15 protein-coding genes and 1 other RNA gene are annotated in these 22,959 nt (G+C 73.6%); 8 read left to right on the forward strand and 8 right to left on the reverse strand.

Going from position 1 to position 22,959, the window contains the following annotated elements; translation table 11 throughout:
• Nucleotides 1-14 precede the first annotated feature (14 nt).
• The 3 genes from smpB to ssrA all read left to right on the forward strand — a co-directional run bounded on the left by smpB (nt 15) and on the right by ssrA (nt 3,083).
• Complete coding sequence (smpB, locus tag ACGFI7_RS04125) at nt 15-482, forward strand: SsrA-binding protein SmpB (protein WP_393398818.1); 468 nt, start codon at nt 15-17, stop codon at nt 480-482.
• Nucleotides 479-2,335 carry a penicillin-binding transpeptidase domain-containing protein gene (locus ACGFI7_RS04130; protein ID WP_393398820.1) on the forward strand — a complete coding sequence of 619 codons (1,857 nt, stop codon included), beginning with the start codon at nt 479-481 and terminating at the stop codon, nt 2,333-2,335. Before smpB ends, ACGFI7_RS04130 begins: the two co-directional genes overlap by 4 nt.
• Before the next feature lie 364 nt (nt 2,336-2,699).
• Nucleotides 2,700-3,083, forward strand: a transfer-messenger RNA (tmRNA) gene (ssrA, locus tag ACGFI7_RS04135).
• Nucleotides 3,084-3,168: 85 nt separating this feature from the next.
• Here ssrA and ACGFI7_RS04140 read toward each other — a convergent pair.
• A complete protein-coding gene (locus ACGFI7_RS04140; RefSeq protein ID WP_393398822.1) occupies nt 3,169-4,329 on the reverse strand; it encodes a helix-turn-helix transcriptional regulator in 1,161 nt (386 codons plus the stop codon).
• Nucleotides 4,330-4,421: 92 nt separating this feature from the next.
• Between ACGFI7_RS04140 and ACGFI7_RS04145 the strand changes: the two genes are divergently transcribed.
• Both ACGFI7_RS04145 and ACGFI7_RS04150 read left to right on the forward strand, forming a co-directional pair.
• Nucleotides 4,422-4,844 (forward strand): VOC family protein, encoded by a 423-nt coding sequence (locus ACGFI7_RS04145; protein WP_393398824.1) that lies wholly within the window; start codon nt 4,422-4,424, stop codon nt 4,842-4,844.
• The gene (locus tag ACGFI7_RS04150) at nt 4,837-5,412 is read left to right on the forward strand and encodes a dihydrofolate reductase family protein (RefSeq protein ID WP_393398826.1); all 576 of its coding nucleotides are present in this window, start codon (nt 4,837-4,839) and stop codon (nt 5,410-5,412) included. The genes ACGFI7_RS04145 and ACGFI7_RS04150 overlap by 8 nt, the downstream gene beginning before the upstream one ends.
• A 40-nt stretch (nt 5,413-5,452) precedes the next feature.
• On the opposite strand, the gene ACGFI7_RS04155 is transcribed toward ACGFI7_RS04150, so the two are convergent.
• The 6 genes from ACGFI7_RS04155 to ACGFI7_RS04180 form a co-directional block, all read right to left on the reverse strand.
• Nucleotides 5,453-7,027, reverse strand: a complete 1,575-nt coding sequence (locus tag ACGFI7_RS04155; RefSeq protein ID WP_393398828.1) for a long-chain-fatty-acid--CoA ligase — start codon at nt 7,025-7,027, stop codon at nt 5,453-5,455.
• 120 nt (nt 7,028-7,147) lie between these two features.
• Nucleotides 7,148-9,022, reverse strand: coding sequence for a RiPP maturation radical SAM C-methyltransferase (locus ACGFI7_RS04160; RefSeq protein ID WP_393398830.1), 1,875 nt, complete (start codon nt 9,020-9,022; stop codon nt 7,148-7,150).
• 8 nt (nt 9,023-9,030) lie between these two features.
• Nucleotides 9,031-10,476 (reverse strand): S8 family serine peptidase, encoded by a 1,446-nt coding sequence (locus ACGFI7_RS04165; protein ID WP_393398832.1) that lies wholly within the window; start codon nt 10,474-10,476, stop codon nt 9,031-9,033.
• Nucleotides 10,477-10,611: 135 nt separating this feature from the next.
• A complete protein-coding gene (locus tag ACGFI7_RS04170; RefSeq protein ID WP_393398834.1) occupies nt 10,612-13,260 on the reverse strand; it encodes an AAA family ATPase in 2,649 nt (882 codons plus the stop codon).
• A complete protein-coding gene (locus ACGFI7_RS04175) occupies nt 13,257-14,264 on the reverse strand; it encodes a HEAT repeat domain-containing protein (protein WP_393398836.1) in 1,008 nt (335 codons plus the stop codon). The genes ACGFI7_RS04170 and ACGFI7_RS04175 overlap by 4 nt, the downstream gene beginning before the upstream one ends.
• A complete protein-coding gene (locus tag ACGFI7_RS04180) occupies nt 14,261-16,513 on the reverse strand; it encodes a protein-arginine deiminase family protein (RefSeq protein ID WP_393398838.1) in 2,253 nt (750 codons plus the stop codon). The genes ACGFI7_RS04175 and ACGFI7_RS04180 overlap by 4 nt, the downstream gene beginning before the upstream one ends.
• A 188-nt stretch (nt 16,514-16,701) precedes the next feature.
• Between ACGFI7_RS04180 and ACGFI7_RS04185 the strand changes: the two genes are divergently transcribed.
• Together ACGFI7_RS04185 and ACGFI7_RS04190 are read left to right on the forward strand one after the other, a co-directional pair.
• Complete coding sequence (locus ACGFI7_RS04185; protein WP_393398840.1) at nt 16,702-19,551, forward strand: BTAD domain-containing putative transcriptional regulator; 2,850 nt, start codon at nt 16,702-16,704, stop codon at nt 19,549-19,551.
• Between the two features lie 164 nt (nt 19,552-19,715).
• A complete protein-coding gene (locus ACGFI7_RS04190) occupies nt 19,716-20,423 on the forward strand; it encodes a calcium-binding protein (RefSeq protein ID WP_393398842.1) in 708 nt (235 codons plus the stop codon).
• A gap of 52 nt (nt 20,424-20,475) precedes the next feature.
• Here the strand turns inward: ACGFI7_RS04190 and ACGFI7_RS04195 are convergent, their stop codons facing one another.
• Entirely contained in the window at nt 20,476-20,889 is a 414-nt protein-coding gene (locus ACGFI7_RS04195; RefSeq protein WP_393398844.1) for a hypothetical protein, read from the reverse strand.
• A gap of 148 nt (nt 20,890-21,037) precedes the next feature.
• On the opposite strand from ACGFI7_RS04195, the gene ACGFI7_RS04200 reads away from it, so the two are divergent.
• On the forward strand, nt 21,038-22,954 hold the full coding sequence (locus ACGFI7_RS04200) for a protein kinase (protein ID WP_393398846.1): 1,917 nt from the start codon (nt 21,038-21,040) through the stop codon (nt 22,952-22,954).
• Nucleotides 22,955-22,959 lie beyond the last annotated feature (5 nt).

The raw sequence follows: 22,959 nt of genomic DNA on the forward strand, positions 1-22,959 counted from the left end.
GGTAAGGTCGAAGCATGCCACGTGAGACCGGGCGGAAGGTCATCGCCCAGAACAAGCGTGCCTGGCACGACTACCACATCGAAGACACCTTCGAGGCGGGTCTGGTGCTGCAGGGCACGGAGGTGAAGTCGCTGCGGGAGGGCCGCGCCTCGCTGGTCGACGGCTACGCCTCCGTCGAGGGCGGCGAGGCGTGGCTCCTCAACGTCCACATCCCCGAATACGCCCAGGGCACCTGGACCAACCACGCCGCGCGCCGCAAGCGCAAGCTCCTCCTCCACCGCAAGGAGATCGACAAGCTCGCCAGCCGGGTCAAGGAGGGCGGGCTCACGATCGTGCCGCTCCAGCTCTACTTCAAGGACGGCAAGGCCAAGATCGAGATCGGCGTCGCCCGCGGCAAGAAAGACTGGGACAAGCGGCAGTCGCTGGCCGAGAAGCAGGCCAAGCGGGAGATGGCCCGGGCGCTGCGCCACCGCACCCGATGAGCCGAGTCCGCCGCACGCTCGCCGCGACCGTCACGCTGGCGGTCGCGAGCATGACGCTGACCGGCTGCTTCGAGGAGGCGTCGCCGCATGACGCGGTGCGCGACTTCCTCGTCGGCTGGCAGTCCAACGACTACGACCTGGCCGCCTCCCGCGCCGACGGTGACCCCGCCGCCGTGCGCAAGGCGCTGGCCGACGCCAAGCTCCAGCTCGACGCCGCCTCGTTCCGGTTCCGGATCAAGAGCCTGACGGTGACCGGCGACCGGTCGCGGGCCGAGTTCGGCGTCGAGGTCGACCTGGGCGACAACAACCCCCTGTGGACGTACGACAGCGTGCTGCCGCTCCATCTCGACGGCGGCGTCTGGAAGGTCACGTGGTCGCCGTCGGTGCTCCACCCGCAGCTCAAGGAGGGGCAGCGGTTCGCGGTCAAGGCCGAGCCGAAGCCGCGCCAGCCGGTCGTCGACCGCGGCGGCGACCCGCTGCAGCAGGACACGTTCCTGTACGTGGCCGGCGTGGTGCCCGCGCAACTCGGCGACCGCGCCGAGGAGGTCGTCAAGCAGCTGTCCCAGATCACCGGCTACGCCGAGGACCGGCTGCTGAGCCGGATCCGCTCGGCGCCGCCCAATGAGACGGTGCCGCTGATCACCTTCGGCCGCACCCGCTACCAGTCGGTGAGGCAGAAGCTCGCGGCGATCCCCGAGGTCAAGACCGTCACGGAGAAGCAGCCCGTCGACCCCGCCGACCCCAAGCAGATCGTCGGCCGGGTCAGCGCGCTCACCCCGGAGACCGAGCAGAAGCTCGGCGGCCCCCAGCGGGCGGGCGACTCGATCGGCCAGAGCGGGCTCCAGCAGACCTACCAGGGCTACCTGACCGGCTCCACCGAGACCCAGGTCATCATCCTCGACCTCACCACGGGCGAGGAGGTGGCCTCGCTGCAGCAGTGGCCCGGCCGGCAGAACCGCTCGGTGCAGACCACGCTCGACGCCGGCGTGCAGGCGGCCGCCGAGCGCGCCGTCTCCAGCACCCGCACCAGCGCCCTGGTGGCGGTCGACCGCACCACCGGTGAGATCCGCGCCGTCGCCACCCGCGGCCTGCACCAGGAGAAGGACGCGCTGGCGGGCAAGTTCCCGGCCGGCACCGCGTTCTCCGTCGTCGCGGCCGACGCCATACTCAAGGCCGGCGTACGGACCAAGCAGAAGCTTCCCTGCCCCGCGGAGCGCACGGTCGGCGGCGCCCGGTTCGTCGACGCCGGTCAGGTCACCGGTTCCTCGCCCACGTTCCAGGAGAACTTCGCCCAGGGCTGCGTCACCGCGCTGGCCTCGCTCGCCCGCCGGGTCAACGGCGACGACCTGGCCAAGAGCGCCAAGACCTTCGGCATCGGGCAGCCGTGGCGGCTGCCGCTCAAGTCGTTCAGCGGCTCGCTGCCCGCCTTCGCGAGCGACGCCGACAAGGCCAAGGCCATCGCGGGCCAGAACGTCGAGGTGAGCCCGCTCAGCATGGCCCTGGTCGCGGCGGCGGTGGGGTCGGGCACCTGGCGGCCGCCGGTGCTGGTCACCGACCCCGACGCCCCCGACACGGCGGCGGAGGTGGCGCCCGCGCCGCAGCCGCAGCCGCAGCAGCTCGACCCGCAGGTCCGCAAGGCGCTGACGGCCATGATGAAGGCCGGCGCCCAGGGCACTCCGGCGCAGGCGGGCAGCGGCCGGGTCTACGGCGTGGCGTCCGCGGCCGCCGGCAAGGAGAACAACGCCTGGTTCGTCGGCTGGCAGGGCGATCTGGCCATCTCCGTGTTCACCAGGAACTACGACCCCGCGGCCGTGGCCGGCAGCTTCTTCGCGGCCCTGGGCGACTCTCCGTGATTTTTTGTGACACCGAGCAACCATCGGGCGGGCCGTTCGCGTCTTACTGAGTGACCGGTCCCGCTCGGGGGGTTGCGGGACCAGTCGCCGTGATGAGATCAGGACTTCATCTCGGGGGAAGTCCTGCCGTCATTTGACCGGCTCGACCCTGCCGGTCGCCCCCGGGAGCGTGATGCTGCTGTGCTGCGCTCCCGGGGGCTCCACGGGGACTTCATGGGGACTTTCACGAGGACTTCACAGGGACTTCACGGGCCGCCCCACGGTGTTCGCCGCTCACCGGGAATCAAGTTGGCATCCAGGGCGTTGTCAGAGGTATCGTCGTCATGCTCGATCTCTTCGCGGGGATCGTGTTGACAACTCCACAGGGGGTGACTGGCTTCGACTTTGGCCTTGCAAGTCAGGTGAAGCGGGCCGAGGACTGCGGACATAACCTCGTTAATCCTGTGACCGCAAACAACAAGTGCCAATTCTAAGCGCACTGAGGTCAGCCAGGGTTCCCTGGCTCTCGCTGCCTAAGTAGCGAAACCTCTGTCAGCCCGAGAGTGCCTTCGGCTCGGGGTCTGGCATCGTGAGAAGGCTCAACCGTTCAACCCGGCCACGGGGGTGAGCGGGAAAACCAACAGTGGCTGAGCCCGTCGGCGACTCGCCTGCGTGATCGCCGGGGCTGAGAAAAGCACAGCAGGCTGCGCCCGGAGAAGCCCTGTCTTGGGGTTGAAGGACGCGGGTTCGATTCCCGCCACCTCCACCTGTGTTCCGTGTGCGCGCACCCGGAACGGATCGCCGAAAGGGCGGTCGGAACGGCGATTCGCCGATCCGGCCGCCCTTTCGGCTTCTCACCGGGCGTCCGGCGGGTCGGTCAGGGGCAGGGCGCGCTGGTCGAAGAACAGCCGCGCCACCAGGTCACCCCGGGAGCCGGTGCCGGACTTGGCGAAGATCGACTTCAGGTGGTCCTGCACGGTGTACGTCGCCATCCGCAGCCGGCCGGCGATCTGCCGGGTCGGCAGACCCTGGGCGACGAGCTCGGTGACCTGTCTCTCCCGCTGGGTCAGCCCGTACATGTCGGCCAGCAGGGGCGCCATCTCGGCCGGACGAGCGGCTTCGAGCAGCACCGCGACCGGCGCCGGCGGGCCCTCGCCGAGCAGGGACGCGCGGACGATCACCCACCGGCCCGTCCGGGTCCGGACGCGCGCCCGGGCCGGCCTGAGACCGGCGGCGGGGCCCGCCCCACCGGCCCGATCCACCCCGCCTGACCGGTCGTCACCGCCCGCCCGGTCCACTCCGCCGGCGATGGCGCGGGCCTGGCGGGCGACGGAGCGGATCACGAGCGGCAGCCTGGTGCCGGCTCGCTCGCCGGTGCCGAGCTCGTCGACCCACTGCTGGGCCTCCCGGTTGGCGAGGTCGACGCCGTCGTCGGGGTCCAGCACGAGCATCCCGGCGTCCGCGCCGCCGGCCGACGCGTCGTCCAGCAGCAGCGCCCGGCGCAGGCCGTCGGCGATCAACCCGGACAGCGACGAGAGGAACCGGACCTCCGGCGTCGAGAAGTGGGCGCTGCTCGTCTCGCGGAACACGGTCAGCGCGCCCCAGGTGCCGGTGCTGCTGGACAGGACGATCCGCAGCTCGTCGGCATAGCCTCCGGGACGCCGGACCTCGCGTTGCCGGCGGCTGAGGTCGAGGTCGCCGGCGGTGGCGTCGCTGAGGCTGGCCGCGGTCGTGCCCGCGCGCGCCAGATCGACCCACTTGGTGTAGTCCGGTTCGCGCAGCTCGATCTCGACCAGGCGGCTGATCGCGTCCGCGGGCAGCCCGTTCTCGACGAACTCCGCCGTCGGCAGCATGGTGGCCGGGTCCATGGTCATCAGGCAGGAGCCCTCCGCCGGCACGGCCACGTCCAGGACGTCGTCCACGGCGCGCCAGTAGTCGGCCACGGGCATCCCGCGGTGCACCAGCCGCATGAGGTCGGCGCGGACCCGTTCGCGCACCTCCGGGGCGTAGACCATGCTCCAGCGTATCCGCAACCCCCAGAAACATGGGGATAGCCGACATGGGCACGGTCGCAGGAGGCTGGTGGCACAAGATCGAAGGAGTCACCATGAGGACCTTGCACCTCGGGCTGCGCGTCGCCCATCTCGATCGTTCGCTGGCGTTCTACACGGCCGTCGGCTACGAGGTCGTCGGAAGCGTGCCCGGCACGCCGATCGGTCATCTCACCATGCTCAAGCTGCCTGACGACGAGTTCGTCACTCTTGAGCTCGTCCACGACGGCGAGCCGGTCGAGCGCGGCACCGACGTGAGCCACCTCGTCGTCAAGGTCGAGTCGATGGCCGGCACCCTGGACGCCCTCGCCGGGCACGGGATCAAGCCGGTCGGCCAAGGCCACGAAGGGGAGGACGGCCCGCTGACGGCGTTCATCATCGACCCGGACGACCGCCGGATCGAGCTCGTCCAGTGGCCGCCGGGCCATCCCGACGGCATGACCAGAGCCGACTTCGAGGAGGGCCGTTCCCATGGGTGAGGCGCCGATCCGGTTGTACATGTCCATGTCCGTCGACGGATTCATCGCGGGACCGGACGACCGCAAGGGCCAGGAGCTCGGCCGTGGTGGCGGGCGGCTGTTCAACTGGCTCGACGACCGGATGTCCGACGGGATCAACGGGCAGGTGTACCGCGAGGCGCTGGCCACCGGCGCGGTGATCTCGGGACGCCGCACGTTCGAGCTGGCGGGCCGATGGCAGGGCGACCATCACGACGGCGTGCCCATCCACGTGCTGACCCACCACGTCGACGAGGGCGACGTGCCGCCCGGCAGCGCCCGGTTCTACACCGACGTCACCCGGTGCGCCGTCGAGGCCAGGCAGGCCTCGGGGGACCGCGCGGTCATGGTGCACGGCGCGGGCGCGGCCCGGGCGTTGCTGGCCGCGGGTCAGCTCGACGAGATCGAGCTGCACCTGGTCCCGGTGCTGCTGGGAGGCGGCCGCCGGCTGTTCGAGGCGACCGATCTCGGCGCCGTCGAGCTGGAGCCGATCCGCCGGCTCGACGGCCGCGACGCCACCCATCTGCGCTACCGCGTCGCCCGCCGATGAAGACGGACGAGCCCGGACCGGCCGGGCTCGTCCGCGTGCGTCAGGACTCCTGCTTGACCATGTCCCGCAGGCGGTTCTTGAGGATCTTGCCCGAGGCGTTACGCGGCAGTTCCTCCACCACGACGGCCTTGGTCGGCTTCTTGTACGAGGCGAGCCGGGTGACGCAGTAGTCGGCCAGCTCCGACGCCGAGGGCGGGTCCTCCTTGTCGCTCGGGACGACGACGGCCACGGGGGTCTCGCCCCACTTCTCGTGCGGGGTGCCGACCAGGGCGACCTCGCGGACCTTGGGGTGGTCGGCGAGCACGGCCTCGACCTCGGCGCTGTAGATGTTCTCGCCGCCGGAGATGATCATGTCCTTGAGGCGGTCGACGACGTAGAAGAAGCCCTCCTCGTCCACCCGGACCAGGTCGCCCGAGTGGAACCAGCCGCCCCGGAACGCCTCCTCGGTGGCCTGGGGGTTGTTCCAGTAGCCGACCATGGTCTGCGGGCCCTGGTACACGATCTCGCCGATCTCGCCCTGGGGCACGTCGTTCATGTCCTGGTCCACCACGCGCACCGAGACCAGCGGGACCGGCTTGCCGACCGAGCCGATCTTGCGGATCGCGTCCTCGCCGGGCAGCGACGTGGTGATGGGCGACATCTCCGTCTGCCCGAACACCGACACGTTGTTCACGCCGGGGAAGGCCGCCTCCATCGCCCGCAGGATCGCCGGGGTGGCGGGCGCGGCCCCCCAGGAGATGGTGCGCAGGCGGATGTCGCGCTGGGCGATCGTGGGGCTGGCGCAGACGGCCTGCCACTGGGTGGGCACCAGGAAGGCGTTGGTCGCCTTCTCCGACTCGACCAGGTCGAGGAAGGCCTCGGGGTCGAACGCGCCGGTCGGCGTGATGACCATGGTGAAGCCGAAGACGAGGTTGGGGATGATCACGCCGACCGCGGCGATGTGGAACATCGGCGACGTGACGACGGAGATCTCGTCGAAGCCCGGCCGCAGCGTGTGCAGCAGGGTGATGGTCTGGCTGAGCATGTTCTCGTACGTGAGCATGGCGCCCTTGGGCAGGCCCGTGGTGCCCGAGGTGTACATGATCAGGGCGACCGCGCCGACGTCGTCGGGGCCGCTCGCGGAGCTCGGCTCGGCGGCGGCGACGGCGTCCTCGTAACGCTCGGAGCCGGGACCGGCGGTGTCCGGGGCGTCGCCGACGACGAGGCAGGGCAGTTCCGACTCCTTGCCCGCCCGGACCGCGGCCATCACGGGGGCGAGCATCTGCTCCACCACGATGGCGCAGGAGCCCGAGTCCTCCGCCAGGTAGGAGACCTCCGCCGCGACCAGCCGGAAATTGACGGGCACGGCGATGGCGCCGAGCCGGTTGATGGCCACCAGGGTCTCGACGAACTCGGGGCGGTTGGTCAAGAGGACCAGGACCCGGTCGCCCTCCCCGACGCCACGGGCTTCCAGCGCGGCCGACAGGCGGCGGCTGCGCTCGTCCAAGTTCGCCCAGGTGATCGTCTCGCCCCGGAACCTGATCGCTGGCTGATCAGGCTGCGCCTTCGCGTGCTTGGTCACCTGGTGCACCCAGGTGAGTCGGTGATGCGGGTGGGCACTGTGGACCGTGCTCATGTTCTTCCTTCCGACACCGGCAGGCGCGGGCTCCGGCAACCCGTTCCTGTCCTCAGCTGTAAGTGTGAACTTACAGCTGAGGGCCCTCGAAGGTCGATAGCCGGACAATCTTGATCGAGGTCACCCGAACGTCCTGGCCGGTGTCCGCACCCCCAAGGCCAGCCACTGGTCGCAGGTCCGGGCCATGAGCCGGCGCCGTTCGCACTCGCCGAGAAACCCGAGCACCTGCTCGGCCGTCGCCCCCGCCGCCGTGCCCGCGGCGACGGCCGCGCGCTCCGCCGTGACCCGGTCGCACCGGGTGTACACGGCGGCCCGCCAGCCGGACATCGGGAACGACACCGTGCGGCCGTCGCGGGTGTCGACCAGGACCAGCCCGCCCCCGGGATGCGCCAGCAGCGCCAGCGTGCCGTTGCGGCCGCGCTCGATCCACCGCCGCACCCGCTTCATCACCGGGCCCGCGTAGTCCAGGGGCCGCCGGCCGTCGGCGTAGTCGAAGTCGAAGTAGCACGCGATGCGCCGCAGGGCCTCGTCCGGGAACGGGTAGAGGTGCCGGTAGACCTCCATCGGCCGCACGTTCGTCATCCCGAACCGCTCCGGATCGGCGTGGAAGGGGCTGAACCGGTCGAGCCGGATGGGTTCCATGCCGTCCGGCGGCTGGAGGAAGTCGCAGGCGTCCAGCAGGGGCAGCATCGACGCGTAGTCCTCCGGGGTCTCGCCGGGGAAGCCGAAGAGCAGGTTCCAGCGAGGGGTGACGCCGAACTCCGCGCACCACTTGAGCAACTGGACGTTGCGCAGAGCCGTGGTGCCCTTGCGCATCAGCGCCAGCACGTGGTCGCTGAGGCTCTCCACGCCCGGCTGGATGTCGCGGACCCCGGCGTCGGCGAGCAGCTTCACCTGGGCGGCGCTGAGGTTGGCCTTGACCTCGTAGAACAGGTCGAGCGGCGCCCCGGCGGCGGCGAGCGCGGGCAACAGCGTGGTGAAGTAGCGCATGTCGAGGATGTTGTCGACCACGTCCGCGCCGGTGACGCCGTGGCGCCTGATCAGGTGCCCGATCTCGTCCAGCACGCGCTCCGGCGACTTGCTGCGGAAGGCCATGGACGCGCCGTTCAGTCCGCAGAACGTGCAGTGGTGCTTGGCGCCCCACCAGCAGCCGCGCGAGGTCTCCAGCAGCAGGCCGGGGCGGACGGCGGCGCCCGCCGCGCTGCCCCGCAGGGCGTCGAAGTAGGCGTCGAAGCAGGGGATCGGCAGGGCGTCCAGGTCGGTGATCGGCGCGGCGGGCGGCGTCCGGACGCTCGCGCCGTCCTTGCGCACGACCAGGCCCGGCACCGAGCCCGCCGCTGTGCCCGCCGCTGTGCCCGCCGCCGTGCCCGCCGCTGTGCCGGCGCCCACCTGCCGGACGAGGGCGGGGAACGACACGTCGGCCTCGCCGGTGCAGACGACGTCCACGAACGGGAAGCGCGCGTGCAGCTCGTGCCCCATGTCGCCCTCCCAGTTGGCGCCGCCGAAGACGATGACGACGCCCGGATGGCGCTCCTTGACCCGCCGGGCGAGCGCGAGCGAGGCGAGGTTCTGCTCGAAGGTGGAGGTGAACCCGACGACGTCGTAGTCCGCCCACGCGATCGAGGCCAGGCAGTCGTCCAGGAAGCGCGCGCAGGACTCGCGCAGCCCCCGGAGCCTGACGGCCGTCTCCTGGGGCTGCCGGTGCACACCGCCCAGGACGGCGTCCACGTACGCGGCGTCGGCTGCCGGCCGCTCGCCGTGCAGCGCGGCGGCGAACAGCCACTCGCCGGCGAAGGCGGTGTGCGGCAGGCGGCCCTGCACCCACTGATAGTCCGGCAGGCCGATGCGGTCGGCGAGGTCGAAGCCGAGATAGCGCACGTCACAGGGAACGCCGTCGCGCCGGAGCGCGGCCTGGAGCAGGCTCAGCCCGAGCGACGGGCGGTCGAGCCCGTGCCAGGGCATGCTGACCAGCAGGACGCGGGCGGAGTCGGACACGGCCGGGCCTAGGGCCGCACGCCGGAGCGGATGGACTTCGCCTCGAAGACCGTACGGGCGGTGGTCTGGGCGGCGTCGGCGTCGACGAGCCCGCTGCCGGTCGCGTCGTCCGCACCGACCGCCGCGGCGTGGTTCATGCCGGGGGCGTTGTAGCCGCGGCCGGCCGTCACGTCCCGGGCCGTGCTCTTGAGGATCTTCCGCATCCGGCGGGGCCGGATGCCCGGCCAGGAGCTCCTGATGAGCGCGCACACGCCCGCCGTCTGGGCCGCCGCCGCCGAGGTGCCGCTGAAGACAGCCCAGCCGTCGTCGGGCTTGGTGCCGTCCGCCCGCCCGAACCAGACCTGGTCGAGGTCCGATCCCGGCTGGGTCGGCAGCATGATGTACGAGGCGTTCGGCCGCAGGCCGACGAGGCCCGCGACGTCGGGCACCTGCCGCCCGGGGAAGATCGCGCTGGTGAAGCCGCTGGCGTAGTCGGAAGCCCGCAGGTTGCCGTCCTCGTCCAGATGGGCGCCGCCCACCGAGATGACGTCCGGGTGCTGCCCGGGGAAGGCGTGCTGCCCGTTGCCCGCGGGACACACCACGGCGATGCCGTTCGCCACGGCCTGGGCGATCTCGTCGGCGAGGAGGATGTCCGCGCCCGACAGCGGACCGTTCACGTTGTTCCCGGCCCAGCTGAAGCAGATGACGTGCGGAGACTGCGCCACCGCCGTCTTGAACGCCTCGATCGTGTTGGCCGCGGTGCTCTTGACGACCGTGAGCTGGGCCTTGGGCGCGACGGCCAGGATGAGCGCGGCCATCGCCGTGCCGTGCCCGTACTCGTCCGCCGCCGGGTTGGCGCTCCCGGGCGCGAGCACGGTCGTCACGGGTTTGTAGCCCTTGCCGGTGAAGTACGGGTGCCGGTAGTAGCCGGAGTCGACCAGCGCGACGCGGACGTCGGTGCCGGTGTTGCGGCTCTGGTGCGCGGTGTCGGCGCGCAGCTTGTGGGCCACGTCGGCGGGCACGCTGAGGTGCCAGTAGCCGGTGGCGGGCCCGGCCGGGCTCTGGCACAGGAACCGGGGCTCCTCGATCGCCACCCCCGCGAGCAGCCCGGCGAACCCGGTGCCCTCGGTGGCGATGAGGCCCGGGGTGCGCGCGTGCTCGCACTCCACGAAGGTGACGTCCCTGTCGTGGCCGTCGGGCTCAGGCCTGCGGCGTTCCGCGGTGGTGAGCCGGCAGCCGAACGCGCGCTCGTACAGGTCGGGAGGGCCGGAGATGTTGATCGACGTCGAGGACGGTCTCCGTACCGTGAAACCGGCGGCCTGGAGCCGGGCGGCGGCCTCGATGACCACGGCGTCGTCGCAGACGGCGGCGGCCGCCCGGTCGGCGGTCAGCGCGACGAGCGCGAAGGGCGAGACGCCGGCGGCCGGACGCGGCGCGGCCTGGGCGTGGACGATCTCGGGCAGGGGATGGGACATGGCGGTGCTCCTTGAAAGGGGATTCGGGGGGCGTTCTCGGACTCTAGGGCGGCGGCCCGGTGGCCTGCCTCGGGTGCCGGCCTGGGGATAACCCTGATGACCGGCACCCGGGGCCCGCGCGCGATCGTCGTCCCGTCAGGTGCCCGCGAACCGCGCGGCCAGCTGAGCCCTGGAACGGACCTGCAGCTTCGGATAGATGTGACTCAGGTGGTACTCGACCGTCTTCACGCTGACCACGAGTTCGCGGGCGATCTGCCGGTTGGTGAGCCCCCGCGCGGCGTGCCGGGCGACGGCGAGCTCCTGCGTGGTGAGCTGCCCTGGCCGGCTCATGGCGGCGCGGGCCGGGCCGCCCACCCCGCACGCGGCCAGCTCGCGCTCGCAGCGGTCGAGATGGGGCCGGGCGCCCAGCTCGGCGAGCGTGGCGCGGGCCCGCCGCAGGTGCACGGCCGCCGCCGCGCGCTTGCCCGCGCGTCGCAGGCAGGCGCCGTAGTCCAGCTCGGTACGGGAGCGGGCGAACGGCCGGTCCAGCCCGCGCAGGAGCCCCAGCGAACGGTCGAAGGCGGCGATCATCGGGCCGGTCTCGCGCCGGGCGGCGTGCAGACCGCCCCTGGCCCGCGCCAGGGCCGCCAGCGCCGACGCGCTCGTGGCCCGGGACTCGGCGTCGACCAGCCGGGCCTCCGCCTCCTGCCACCGCCCCAGCGTGACGAGCGCGTCGACCAGCAGGTCGGCCCAGGGCAGCAGGTCGTGCCCCGGTAGCGGCGCGTCGGCCACGGCCTCGGCGTCGCCGCGGGCCGCCGCGACGTGCATGGCGGCGGCCGCCGCGTAGCCCCGGAACAGGGCCTCGCCCCGGCCGTCGCCGGTCATCGCCCGCAGGTGCGTCTCCGCCTCCTGCCATGCCCCTCGCGCGGCGTGCACGAGGACCTGCGCGACCCGGCAGATCGGCGCGAGCAGGAGGTGCCCGGTGTCGTGCGCCAGCCCGGCGGCCTGCGCGCCGTCGGCCAGGGCCCGGTCCCAGTCGCCCCGGTGGTAGCCGACCTCGGCCAGCGTGGCGTGGGCCAGCAGGCGCATGCGCAGCGGCAGCGGGTCGTCGGCGGCCAGCGCGCTCTCCAGGTCCCGCAGCGCGCCGGGCAGGTCGTCCAGCCGCAGCCGTAACGCCGCCCGCCCGACGAGCGACTCCAGGTCCCAGCCCGCTGCCGCCGGCAGCCGGGTGAGCTCGTCGAGGGCCTCCCGTTCCCGCCCCGCCAGGCACCTGGCCTGGGCCGAGGCGCAGCGGACGAAGTCGAGCGCGACCGGCCCGGCGAAGCTCCCCAGCGCGCGGACGCTCCACGTGACCGCGGCCTCGGCGCGCCCGCGGACCAGGTGCAGCAGCGCCCGCTGGCCCGCCACCTTCGCCGCCAGCGCGGCGTCCGTCCCGGCGCCCGCCCAGGCCTGGTCGAGCAGGATCTCCGCCTCGTCGGCCCGGCCCGCGTTCAGCCGCAGCAGGGCCAGCAGGTAGGCGCGCCACGGCGAGACCCGTCCGCCGGTGACGGCGGGCGGCAGCACGCCGGCGTCCCCGTCCCCGACGATGATCCGGGCCTCGGCCGCTTCGAGCGCGTACCTCTCGCCCTCCGCGCCGGACGCGGCCAGCCGCGCGGCACTGCTCAGATGCCGGGTGGCGTCCAGCAGGGCGCCCCTGGCGGCGCGGCGGCGGCCGGCGGCGGCCAGCTCAGCGGCCAGCGGCCCGTCCGGGCCGACCGTGCCCGCCGCCTGGTGGCGGAGCCTGTCGCAGGTGTCCCGCACCAGCTCGCCCGCCCGCCGGTGCAGCGCCGCGCGCCGCGCCGGGCCGAGATGCGCCTGGTACACGGCCGCCCGCACCAGCGTGTCGGGGAACGCCACCTGCCCGGTGCCGATCTCCTCGCGCAGCAGCCCCGCGCCGATGGCCTCCTCCAGGGCGGCGAGCGGGTCGGCGACCCCGGCGATCTCGGCGGCGTCGGGCAGCGCGCACCGGTCGCCGAGCACGGCGGCGGCCGCCACCAGCGCTTCCCCCGCCGCGCCGCACTCCTGGAAGGCGGCCAGGGTCCTGGCGACGACCGGGTACGGCGCCGGCAGGTCCACCCCGGGATCGTCCAGGATGCCGTCGGGCACCTGAGCGAGCAGCGTGCGGATGTGCAGCGGGTTGCCTCCCGTGTGCTCCCGCAACCGGGAGACCGCCCACCGTGCCGGGCGCCGCCCGCGCAGGCCCTCGTACAGATCGGCGACGGCCGCCGTGTCCAGCCCATGGAGGGGGATCCGGACGGTCCCGTCGGTCTCGAACAGCCGGCGCGTGCTCTCGGGGATCGACGGGGTGGCCGGATCACGCACGATCATGACGGCGAGCAGCCTGGCCGCCCACGGCCGGCGCAGCGCGCCGGCGATCGCCTCCAGCGAGGCCGGGTCGCCCCACTGCACGTCGTCCATGATCAGCAGCACCGGTCCGTCCCCCGCCCCGGCGAACCTGTCGAGCAGCGCGGTGACCGGCTCCGGGCCCGCGCGGGTGCCGGAACCCGCGCCCAGCAGATGGGCGACGAGCGCGTACGGGAGATCCGCCTCGTCCTCCGCCCCCGCCGCGCGCAGCACGTGCGCGGCCGGGGCGGAGGCGGCGAACCGCTCGACCAGGGCGGTCTTGCCGATGCCTGGCGGCCCCCAGACGACGGCCAGGCCGGCCCGCCCCGGCATCGTGCGGTGCAGCGCCTGTCTCAGCGCTTGGAGCTGGCCCCCGCGGTCGACGAAGACGTCGTCCACCGGGGTCTGTCGTGGTCCGTTCATGCCACCCCGTTCTCCTCGCGGGCCGCGCGTCTGGTGATGCGGCGGCCCCAGTCCTTGGCGACGCGGCGTACGACCGCGTTCCGATGTCCCTCGGCGGCCCTGGCCAGGGCCGCGTCCGCCGGTCCGCGCGCCGAGGTCCGCAGCGCCACCCGGGTCATGACGAGCCTGGCCAGAGCCGTGATCAGCTCCAGGAGCACCGGGTCGCCCCGCTCCGCCCCGAGGCGCTCCGCCAGCTCGGCCTCCCCGACGGCCGGCACGCCGTGCCCGGCCACCTCCGGGGACTGCCACAGGTACCCCACGGCCCTGATGGCGCTCTCCCGTAACGCCGCCGGCGCGGTGTCCGGGCGGGTGGCGCGCAGGAGCTGCTCGGCCGCGCCCGGGTCGCCGAGCCTGCCGAGCGCCATCGCCGCGATCCCCCGTACGGCGAGAAGCTCGTCCCGGTCGGCGAGCAGCCGCTGGTTGAGCGGGACGACGCCGGGGTCGTCGCGGCGGGCGAGCAGGCCGAGCGCCGCCAGGGCGAGCATCCGCTCGTCCTGGCCGTGCGGCTCGGTGACCTCGTGCAGCAGGGGTTGCACCGCCCGCCGGTCGCCCAGCTCGATCAGGGCGTCCGTCAGGACGTGCGGGCCCCCTTCCTCCGCCGTCTCCCGCGTCTTGACGAGGATCTCCAGGATCGCGGGCACGAGGTCCTCCGGCATGCGGGGCCGCATCGCCGCGATCATGTGCGCGACCCGTCCCGGCGTCGCGGCCGAGCCGGGGGAGTGGGTGTGCACCGGATGGTCGCGCATCATGCCGAGGATGTCGTCGTGCAGCGTCCTGTCGTGCGTCCAGCCGATGAGGATGCTCGCGACCAGGGCCTCACGCCAGTCGCGGGACCGCTCCCTGCTCCGGAGCCCGTCCTCGGTCAGCTCGCCCGCGCCGAGCAGCGCGTCGCGGGCGGCCGTGTAGCGCTCGCCGGTGTGCTCCACGCAGGTGCGGAAGAGCGTGTCGAACTCGTCGCCGGTCATGGTGTCGACTCCCACCAGTAGGGCCCCGGGTAGGCCGGGTCGGCCTCGGCGGGGACGCGCTGGACGTTGGTGGCGCAGTGCACGCCGCCCGCTATCAGGTGGTAGGTCCAGGCGTCCGCGAACCGGACGCGCAGGCAGAGCGGGGAGAGCACGCCGAGCAGGTACGCCTCGAACAGGTCGACGTCGTCCTCCGGGATCCACACCCGCGCCCAGTCCTCGACCGTCATGCCGTTGGCGTCGAACAGGCCGGGACGCTGGTTCTCGGGTGCGCCGAGGATCTGGTCCGCGGTCACCCCGAACGTGCCGGCCAGGTCGGCGGCCCGGGTGAACGCGCCCGCCCAGTACCAGTGCCCGCGCAGGCCGGCCAGGCGGTCGGGCGCCAGGGGCGGCACGTCCAGGGCGTCGAGCACGCGCGCGACGTCCGCGACGGCCATGCGCGGTCCTTCCGGCCGGGGCGCCACGACGGTACGGCCGAGGACCAGGACGTTGGCCAGGTTCGGGATGAGCGCGGTGGTGCGCCGCTGCACGTCGTCCCCGGTGATCATCCCGAGCTGGTGCGGGACGCCGGTGTCGAGCCGGTGGAACAGGACGGGCGCCTGGACGACGTCCTCGGTCCCGAGCCGGAGACCGTCGCACAGCCGCTGCTCCACGGCCAGCAGGCGGTTGTTGAGCTCCTCGTTGGTGCGTTCGAAGCTGGAGAGCACCTGCCGCGCGGTCATCGTGGCCGGGCTGAGCGCGCTCTGGCCGGGCTTGCGCCAGAGCCGTCCCCGGAACATCGCCGTGAGCCCCGCTCCCTCGGTCTCGTGCAGGTGGACGGCCTCCCTCAGCAGTTCCAGCGCCACGGCGGGTGACGCCACCAGCACCTGCGAGCCGGAGCCTGAGGGGTCTCCTGGGATGACGGAGACGATCTCGTCGACGTGCCCGACGGTGAGCCACGAGGTGTCCAGAGGCAGGAGGTCCTGCGCGCCCTGGGCCACCAGGAACCTGCGGTGGTCCGGCCGCAGGCCGCGCACGTACCGGACGTGCAGCCGCCCAGTGCCGGGGAGGACGTGGAAGACCCGCGGTCCCTTGGACGTCTGGTCGTGGATCCGCCACCCGGGACCGGGCGCGAGCGGGGAGAAGACGACCGAGGGCCGGAGCGGGAAGCCGGCCTGCGCGAAGGCCTGGCGCACCCGCGCCGACCCGCCCGCGTCCAGGTCCATGGCCAGGCACTCCGGGAGCTCGAACGCGGGAAGGTCGCCCTCGCCGACGATGATCTTCCCGAACGGGGCCGGGCCCTGCGCGGGCACCGCCGGACCGGCCGCGCCCCGCGGGAGCGCCGGGGTGCCGGCTCCGACCGGCGGCGACAGTTCGAGGTTCCCGCCCTTGTCGGCGCTCTCCTTCGCGTCCGTGGGGAGCAGGTCGGCGAACAGGCCGGCGCCCGGCTCGGGGAACGTCCGCTTCAGCCAGCCGGTCAGCTTGCCGCCCTCCGGACTGCTCACGGCGACGCGCATCCACCCGCGCGGGCCCACGCTGTAGCCGAGCTCGAAGGCGTCCTGGGGCCAGAAGTCGACGTACTCGTCCCCGTCGAGCACCAGCAGCATGCCCACCGGGCCCGGCGTGACGACCGGGTCGTCCGGGTCGAGCGGGGCCGCGGCCGGCCCGTACACGCTCCTGATCGCCTCGGCCAGATCCTGGATGAACGGCGTGGTCTCGAACGTGGCGGCGACGCTGTACGTGACGTACACCCGCTCCGCCGGCCGCAGGTTGGACATCATCAGGAACGGCGCGATCCTGATCGGCAGCGTCGCCCCGTTCGCGGACAGGCCGCCGTCCGGCCCGTGGCGCAGCACTTCGAGGAGGACCTCGTCGGCGGGGAAGCCGGGCGCGCCGGGCAGCGTGACCGCCTCCACCAGCAGGTCGCCGTCGCCGCCCGGACCCCGGACCAGCGGATGCTCGCCGGAGTCGGCCGCCGGGTCGGCGGCGGCCCCCATGACCCTGACCCAGCCGCCGCCGTTCCGCGCGCCGAAGAAGCGCACCCGCCGGTGGTCCTGCGGCCGGAGCCGCAGGACGAGCGGGTCGCCCGGCGGACCGGGGAACCAGGACCCCGGCACCGTCAGCTCCGTCAGGTCGTCCCGGTCACCGGCCCCGTCGATCACGTCGTCGAGCGCGTCCAGGTAGTCCCCGCGCGCGGCCGAGGACGGGACGGGCCCGTCGACGTCGAGGTTCGCGAGCACGATCAGCGGGACGCCGTTCGCTCCGAAGGACATCTCATCAACCCCCTCGGGCAGCCTGTCGGCCGCCTCATACGCCCAGGATGAACGCAGGGGTTGGACAGACCGCTGGACTGCCCGCTGGACTGGGGACCGGAGCGTCCTCCAGGTGCGAAACGTCTTTGTACGGGGGCCTGTAGGCGGTCTATGTTTACTGGGGATTGCTCAACGCACCGGGAGACGGCATGAGCGATCGTGGCCGCACCGTCACTTTCGAGGTGTTGGGGGCACTCCGAGCCCGGCTCGGAGAGTCCACGCTCGCTCTCGGCTCGGTCCAGCAACGCACGGTGCTGGCGGTGCTCCTGCTCAACGCCAACAGGTCGCTCACCCGCGAACAGGTGATCGACGCCGTGTGGGGCGAGTCGCCGCCCACGTACGCGCTCAACCTGGTGCAGAAGCACATCTCCGGGCTGCGCCGGGTGCTGGAGCCCGGCCGTTCCCCTCGTACCCCGTCCCGGGTGCTGACCTGGACGGACGCCGGCTACAGCGTGCTCGTCCCGCCGGGCGCGCTGGACCTGGAGGTGTTCGAGTCCGAGGTGGCCCGCGGCCGCGCCGCGCGGGCCGAAGGCGATCTCCAGCAGGCCTCGGAGGCGCTGCACGGCGCGCTCAAGCTGTGGCGCGGGCCGCTGTGCGAAGGGCTCGACAGCCCCGCGCTGACCGCCGAGCGTGAGCGGCTCGGCGAGCGCCGGGTCGACGTGCTGGAAGACCGGATCGACCTCGACCTGACCTTGGGCCGCACGCTGGAGCTGGTCGACGAGCTGCGGCGGCTCGCCGCCCGGCATCCGCTGCGGGAACGGCTGCGGGTCCTGCTGATGCTGGCGCTCTACCGGTCGGGCCGTCAGGCCGAGGCGCTGGCGGTCTTCCACGAGGCCCGCCGCCACCTGCTCGACGAGCTCGGCGTGGAGCCGGGGCCGCAGCTGCGCCGCGTGCACGAGCAGATCCTGGCCGCCGACCCGCAGCTCACCACGGCCCCGGCGGCCCGGCGCGGGGCGCTGCCCTCGCCCGCGCAGCTCCCGCACGGGATGCCGGACTTCACCGGGCGGGAGTCCGAGCTGGCCAGGCTCGACGCGCTCTGCGCCGGCGGCGGCTCCGTCCGGCCGGTGGTGATCCACGCGCTCGCGGGCATGGGCGGCGTGGGCAAGACGGCGCTCGCCGTCCACTGGGCGCACCGGGCGCGGCGCCGGTTCCCCGACGGCCAGCTCTACGTCAACCTGCGCGGCTACGACCCCACCGGCGCGGCGATGCGCCCGGCCGAGGCGCTGCGGGGGTTCCTGGACTCCTTCGCGGTGCCGCCCGACCGGATCCCGGTGACCGTCGAGGCCCAGGCCGCCCTGTTCCGCAGCCTGGTCGCTGACCAGCGGATGCTGCTCATCCTGGACAACGCGGAGAACGCCGAGCAGGTCCGGCCGCTGCTGCCGGGGTCGGCCGGCAGCGTGGTGGTGGTCACCAGCCGCGACCAGCTCTCCGGGCTCGTGGTCAGCGAGGGCGCGCAGCTGCTGACGGTCGACACCCTGTCCGCCGAGGAGTCCCGCGCTTTCCTGGCGCGCCGGCTCGGCGCGGGGCGGGTCGACGCGGACCCGGACGCCACCGGGGTCCTCATCGAGAGGTGCGGGCGGCTGCCGCTGGCGCTGGCGATCGTGGCGGCCCGTGCGGCGATCCGCCCCGACGTCCCGCTGAAGGCGCTGGCCGACGAGCTGCGGGTGGCGCGGGGCGGGCTGGACGCGTTCCGCAGCGACGACCGGGCGACCGACATGCGGTCGGTGTTCTCCTGGTCGGTGCACCGGCTCGGCCCGATGGGGCAGCGCCTGTTCAGGCTGCTGGCGCTGCACCCGGGGCCGGACATCACGCTCTACGCCGCCGCCAGCCTCGCCGGGGTGCGGCCGGCGGACGCGCGGGCCGCCCTGGCCGAACTCGTCCGGGCGAACCTCGTCAACGAGCACCGGCCCGGCCGGTTCACGCTCCACGACCTGCTGCGCGCGTACGCGGTCGAGCTGGCCGGGACCCTGGAGACGGAGGCCGAGCGGCACGCGGCGGTCGGCCGTAGCTGCGACCACTACCTGCAGACCGCCTTCCCGGCCGACCGGCTCATCAACCCGCTGCGCGACCCGCCCACCGTCGCGCCGCCGCTGCCCGGCGTCATCCCGGTGGACCTCACCACCACCGAGGAGGCGATGACCTGGTACGCGGCCGAGCACGCGGTGCTGATCGCCGTCGTCGAGCAGGCGGTGGCGCACCGGCACGACGTCTGCGCCTGGCAGCTGGCCTGGGCGGTGTCCACCTATCTCGACCGGCAGGGCCACTGGCGGGACCTGAAGACCGTCCAGTTCGCTGCCCTGACCGCCGCCGAACGCGCCGGCGACCGCCTCGGCCAGGCGCAGTCGCACCGGGGCGTGGCCCGCGGCTGCGCACGGCTTGACGAGTACGAGGACGCCGACCGGCACCTGAGGGCGGCGCTGGAGCTGTTCCGCGAGCTGGGCGACCAGGCCGGGCAGGCGTACACGCACCGCAATCTGGCCGCGCTGCTCGAACCCCAGGGGCGCGACGCGGAGGCGCTCCACCACGCCCAGCGGGCGCTGCGGCTCTACCGCGCCGTCGGCCACCGCGCGGGCGAGGCCGACACGCTGAACGCCGTCGGCTGGTTCCACGCCCGGATGGGCGACCACCGCCAGTCGCTCGTCTGCTGCGAGGAGGCGCTCGCCCTGCACCAGCTGCTGGACGACCTCGGCGGCCAGGCCCAGACCTGGGACAGCCTGGGCTTCGCCCATCACAGCCTGGGCGACCAGGCCCAGGCGGCGGCCTGCTACGAGCAGGCGCTCCGGTTGTTCAGGGAACTCGGCGACCGGTACAACCAGGCCACCACGCTCAGCAGGCTGGGCGACGCCCGGGAGGCGATGGGCTCCCAGGGGAGCGCGCTGGAGGCGTGGAACGAGGCGCTCGCCATCCTCACCGAGATCGGCCACCACGCCGCGCAGCAGGTCCAGGCCCGGCTGGCGCGGCACCGCGCGGAGCGGTCGGCGTCGCCGCCGCTGTGGTGATCCCCCGGTACGTGCCCGCCCCGGTCCCGCCGCCGCCCCTGGGCGGCCCGGTTCGGCCCTAGGGACCTCCCCTGGCCGGCGCCGGGGGCGGGGGAAAAGCGCGGAACCTACCGTCCTGTGAATGTACGCCCGGCACGGTCCGGGCAGTCGACAGGAGGGGAATCATGATGAGACGGCAACTGGCCATGGCCGCTACGGCTCTGGTGACGGTGGGGATGGCCGCGCTGCCGGCGTCCGCGAGCAGCGTCGCCGACGTCGGCACCTGCTCGATCGCCGCCGGTGAGCTGCGCTACACGGCGGACGCGGGGGTCGCCAACGAGGTCGAGATCCGGCTGGACGGGGCCGTGTTCGTGGTCGAGGACAACGCCGGAGAGGTGGCGCCGGGCAACTGCACGGACGACGGCGCCACCGCGACCGTCCCGACCGCGCAGGTGAACCGGGTCCGCGTCGTCCTCGGGGACGGCGACGACAGCGCCGACGTCAACATCGACCGACGCGCGGTCATCCGCGGCGGCGCCGGGAACGACGAGCTGCTGGGCGGCCCGCGCGGCGACGACATCCGCGGCGGGGCCGGCGAGGACGACGTCCGCGGTCAGGGCGGCGACGACTCGGTCCGCGGCGAGGCGGACGACGACGAGGTCCGGGGCGGCGACGGCAACGACACCGCACGCGGCGGGGGCGGCGCCGACGACCTGCGGGGCGGCGCCGGGAACGACGAGCTCAACGGCGGCGCGGGGGACGACGAACTGCGCGGGAACGCCGGGAACGACGAGCTGAACGGCAACAACGGGAACGACGAGCTCAATGGCGGCGCCGGCGCCGACGACTGCGCCGGAGGGCGCGGCACCGACACCGAGGTCAACTGCGAATGAGCGGCACGCGGACGGCGGCGCCTTCCAGCGCCGCCGTTTCCCGTGCCCAGGGTCAGTGGGCGTGGCCGCCCGCGAACTCGTCCAGGCGGCGGAACATCACGGCCAGCATGACCGGGAACATCGCCACGTGCGCCGCCATCATCACCCCGTGGCCGTCGATGAGACCCAGCCACAGCAGCGGGAAGAGCGGCACGGCCGGCGCGAACATGGCCGCGCACATCTCCAGCGTGGCTCCCCAGCCGCAGCCGCGGAAGCGCATCCACGCGGCCATGCCGATCGACATGTTGAGCGCCATGAGCAGGTAGGCGGCCTCAGGGTGGGTCGTGTACGAGAAACTCAGGCCGGCCATGGACTCCAGCATGTCCAGCAGGAACATGCCGGCGAACATCGCGATGATCATCTCGACGTAGTGGAGGGTGAACCGGCCCCAGTTGCGGCCCGTCGCGCGAGTGGTCGTCTCTGTCATGTCTCCGACTGTGACGGCCCGCGCGGGCGCGGGCGACGACAGGCGGCGGGCAGGTCCGAAAACTTGGGCTCCTCGTCTTTCGGACATGGGGCCGGTGGCCGGTGCTCGCCCGAGCGGGACGAACCGGACGTGGCTAAGGTGTCTGCGTGTGAGCGACCGGGTCATCGGAGGATACGCGCTGCGGCGCGTCCTCGGCCGCGGCGGCATGGGCGAAGTGCATCTGGCCACCACGCCCACCGGAGGGCTGGCGGCCGTCAAGGTCATCCACCCCGGGCTGGCCCGCGACCCCGCCTTCCGCCGTCGGTTCGAGCGCGAGGTGGCGGCGGCGCGCCGCGTCGCCCGGTTCTGCACCGCGCCCGTGCTGGACGCCGGACTCGACGGCGACGTCGCCTATCTCGTCACCGAGTACGTCAAAGGCCCCGACCTGGCGCGGGCCGTGCGCGAACAGGGGCCGCTGTCCGGGGGGAACCTGGAGGCGCTGGCCGTCGGCATCGCCACCGCGCTGAGCGCCATCCACGGCGCCGGGGTGATCCACCGCGACCTCAAACCGTCCAACGTGCTGCTGTCCCCGCTCGGGCCCCGGGTGATCGACTTCGGCATCGCCCAGCTCGTCGGGTCCGACACCAGCCAGGTCGTCGTCGGCACGCCCGCGTACATGGCCCCCGAGCAGGCGCGCGGCGAGCAGGTCGGGCCGTACACGGACGTGTTCGCGTGGGGCGGGGTGATCGCCTTCGCCGGCACGGGGCGTCAGCCGTTCGGCGGCGGCTCGCCGGCCGAGGCGCTGCACCGCGTCGTCAACGACCCGCCGCACCTCGACGGGCTGGACGCCGGCGTCCGCGGCCTGGTGGAACAGGCCCTCGCCAAGGACCCCCGGTCCCGGCCACCGGTGTCCCTCCTCCTCGCCGAACTGCTGGGCGGCTCCCGGATCAGCCCCGCCTCGGCCACCGAGGTCGTCGAACGCACCTGGACCACACCCCTCACCCACCCCCCGACCCCCGGGAGCACGGAGAGCCACCCCGCCCCCGGAATTGTCCCGGGCGGGGCTCCCGGCACGGAGAGGCATGGCGTCCACGGCGGCATTCTGGGTGCAGGGGTGCCCGGTGCTCCCGGTACGGAGAGACACGCCGCCCCTGAAGAGGTTCCGGGCGGGGGTGTGCCCGGTGTTCCCCGTTCGGGGGGACGTGTTGCCGCCGAGGGGGTTCCGTACGAAGGTGCGGGAGGCCCCCCTTTCGCGGAGAGACACCTTGCCGCCGGGGCTGTTCCAGGTGGGGGAGTGCCCGGGGCTCCCCGTGCGGAGAGACGCCCGGCCCCCGGTGGCGTTCCGGGCGTTCCCAGCGCGGAGAGGCACCCCGCCGCTGGAGGGGTTCCGGGGGTGGCGGGTGGTGGTCCCCGTGGAGGGGGTGGCGGGGAGGTTTCCGGAAGGTCGTCGCGTAAGCGGTGGCGTCGGTGGGTGGTGGGCGGGGTGCTCGGGGCGGTCGTGGCCGGCGGGGCGGCCGCTGCTGTGGCCGTGATGGGGCCGGAGGTGTGGCCGTACGAGAGTGGCTTCGAGGACGGGTGGGAGGTCGGCGCGTCGGACGCCGGCACCGCCGGGCGCGACGGCTCGGGATACGTGCTGGCCGTCGAGGACGGGTGGCGGCTGTGGAAGTCCGCGCCGAGGCGGGAGCCTGACGGCGGGGTGGTGGTGAGCGCGAAGGCCCGGCTGCTGGCGGGCGCGGGTGAGTACGGTGTCTGGTGTCACGGCGCCTCGGGTGACCGGTACGAGTTCACCGTCACCGGCGCGGGCCGGGTGGCGATCGTCAAGCGCCGGGCCGGCAAGGAAGGCGTGGTCCTGCATAGGCCGGAGAAGGCCCAGGTGTCGGACACCAGCCGGGTCGTGGCCGAGTGCGCGGGCGGCGGCGGGGCGGTGACGTTGCGGATGTGGCTGAACGAGCGCCTGGTGGCCGAGGCCGAGGACCGGGAGGCGCCGTTCGGGCCCGGCATGGCGGGAGTGCTCGCCGCGCCGGAGGCCGGGAAGGCGGTACGGGTGCGGTTCGAGTCGTTCGCGCTGCGGCCGGCGGGGGGCTGAGCGGC

Origin of the sequence: Nonomuraea sp. NPDC048826, from assembly GCF_043198225.1 — a bacterium.
Classification (GTDB): domain Bacteria; phylum Actinomycetota; class Actinomycetes; order Streptosporangiales; family Streptosporangiaceae; genus Nonomuraea.

Coding starts and splice junctions, on each gene's coding strand:
- smpB (WP_393398818.1), top strand. CDS start 15: ATGCCACGTGAGACCGGGCGGAAGGTCATCGCCCAGAACAAGCGTGCC.
- ACGFI7_RS04130 (WP_393398820.1), top strand. CDS start 479: ATGAGCCGAGTCCGCCGCACGCTCGCCGCGACCGTCACGCTGGCGGTC.
- ACGFI7_RS04140 (WP_393398822.1), bottom strand. CDS start 4,329: ATGGTCTACGCCCCGGAGGTGCGCGAACGGGTCCGCGCCGACCTCATG.
- ACGFI7_RS04145 (WP_393398824.1), top strand. CDS start 4,422: ATGAGGACCTTGCACCTCGGGCTGCGCGTCGCCCATCTCGATCGTTCG.
- ACGFI7_RS04150 (WP_393398826.1), top strand. CDS start 4,837: ATGGGTGAGGCGCCGATCCGGTTGTACATGTCCATGTCCGTCGACGGA.
- ACGFI7_RS04155 (WP_393398828.1), bottom strand. CDS start 7,027: ATGAGCACGGTCCACAGTGCCCACCCGCATCACCGACTCACCTGGGTG.
- ACGFI7_RS04165 (WP_393398832.1), bottom strand. CDS start 10,476: ATGTCCCATCCCCTGCCCGAGATCGTCCACGCCCAGGCCGCGCCGCGT.
- ACGFI7_RS04170 (WP_393398834.1), bottom strand. CDS start 13,260: ATGAACGGACCACGACAGACCCCGGTGGACGACGTCTTCGTCGACCGC.
- ACGFI7_RS04175 (WP_393398836.1), bottom strand. CDS start 14,264: ATGACCGGCGACGAGTTCGACACGCTCTTCCGCACCTGCGTGGAGCAC.
- ACGFI7_RS04180 (WP_393398838.1), bottom strand. CDS start 16,513: ATGTCCTTCGGAGCGAACGGCGTCCCGCTGATCGTGCTCGCGAACCTC.
- ACGFI7_RS04185 (WP_393398840.1), top strand. CDS start 16,702: ATGAGCGATCGTGGCCGCACCGTCACTTTCGAGGTGTTGGGGGCACTC.
- ACGFI7_RS04190 (WP_393398842.1), top strand. CDS start 19,716: ATGATGAGACGGCAACTGGCCATGGCCGCTACGGCTCTGGTGACGGTG.
- ACGFI7_RS04195 (WP_393398844.1), bottom strand. CDS start 20,889: ATGACAGAGACGACCACTCGCGCGACGGGCCGCAACTGGGGCCGGTTC.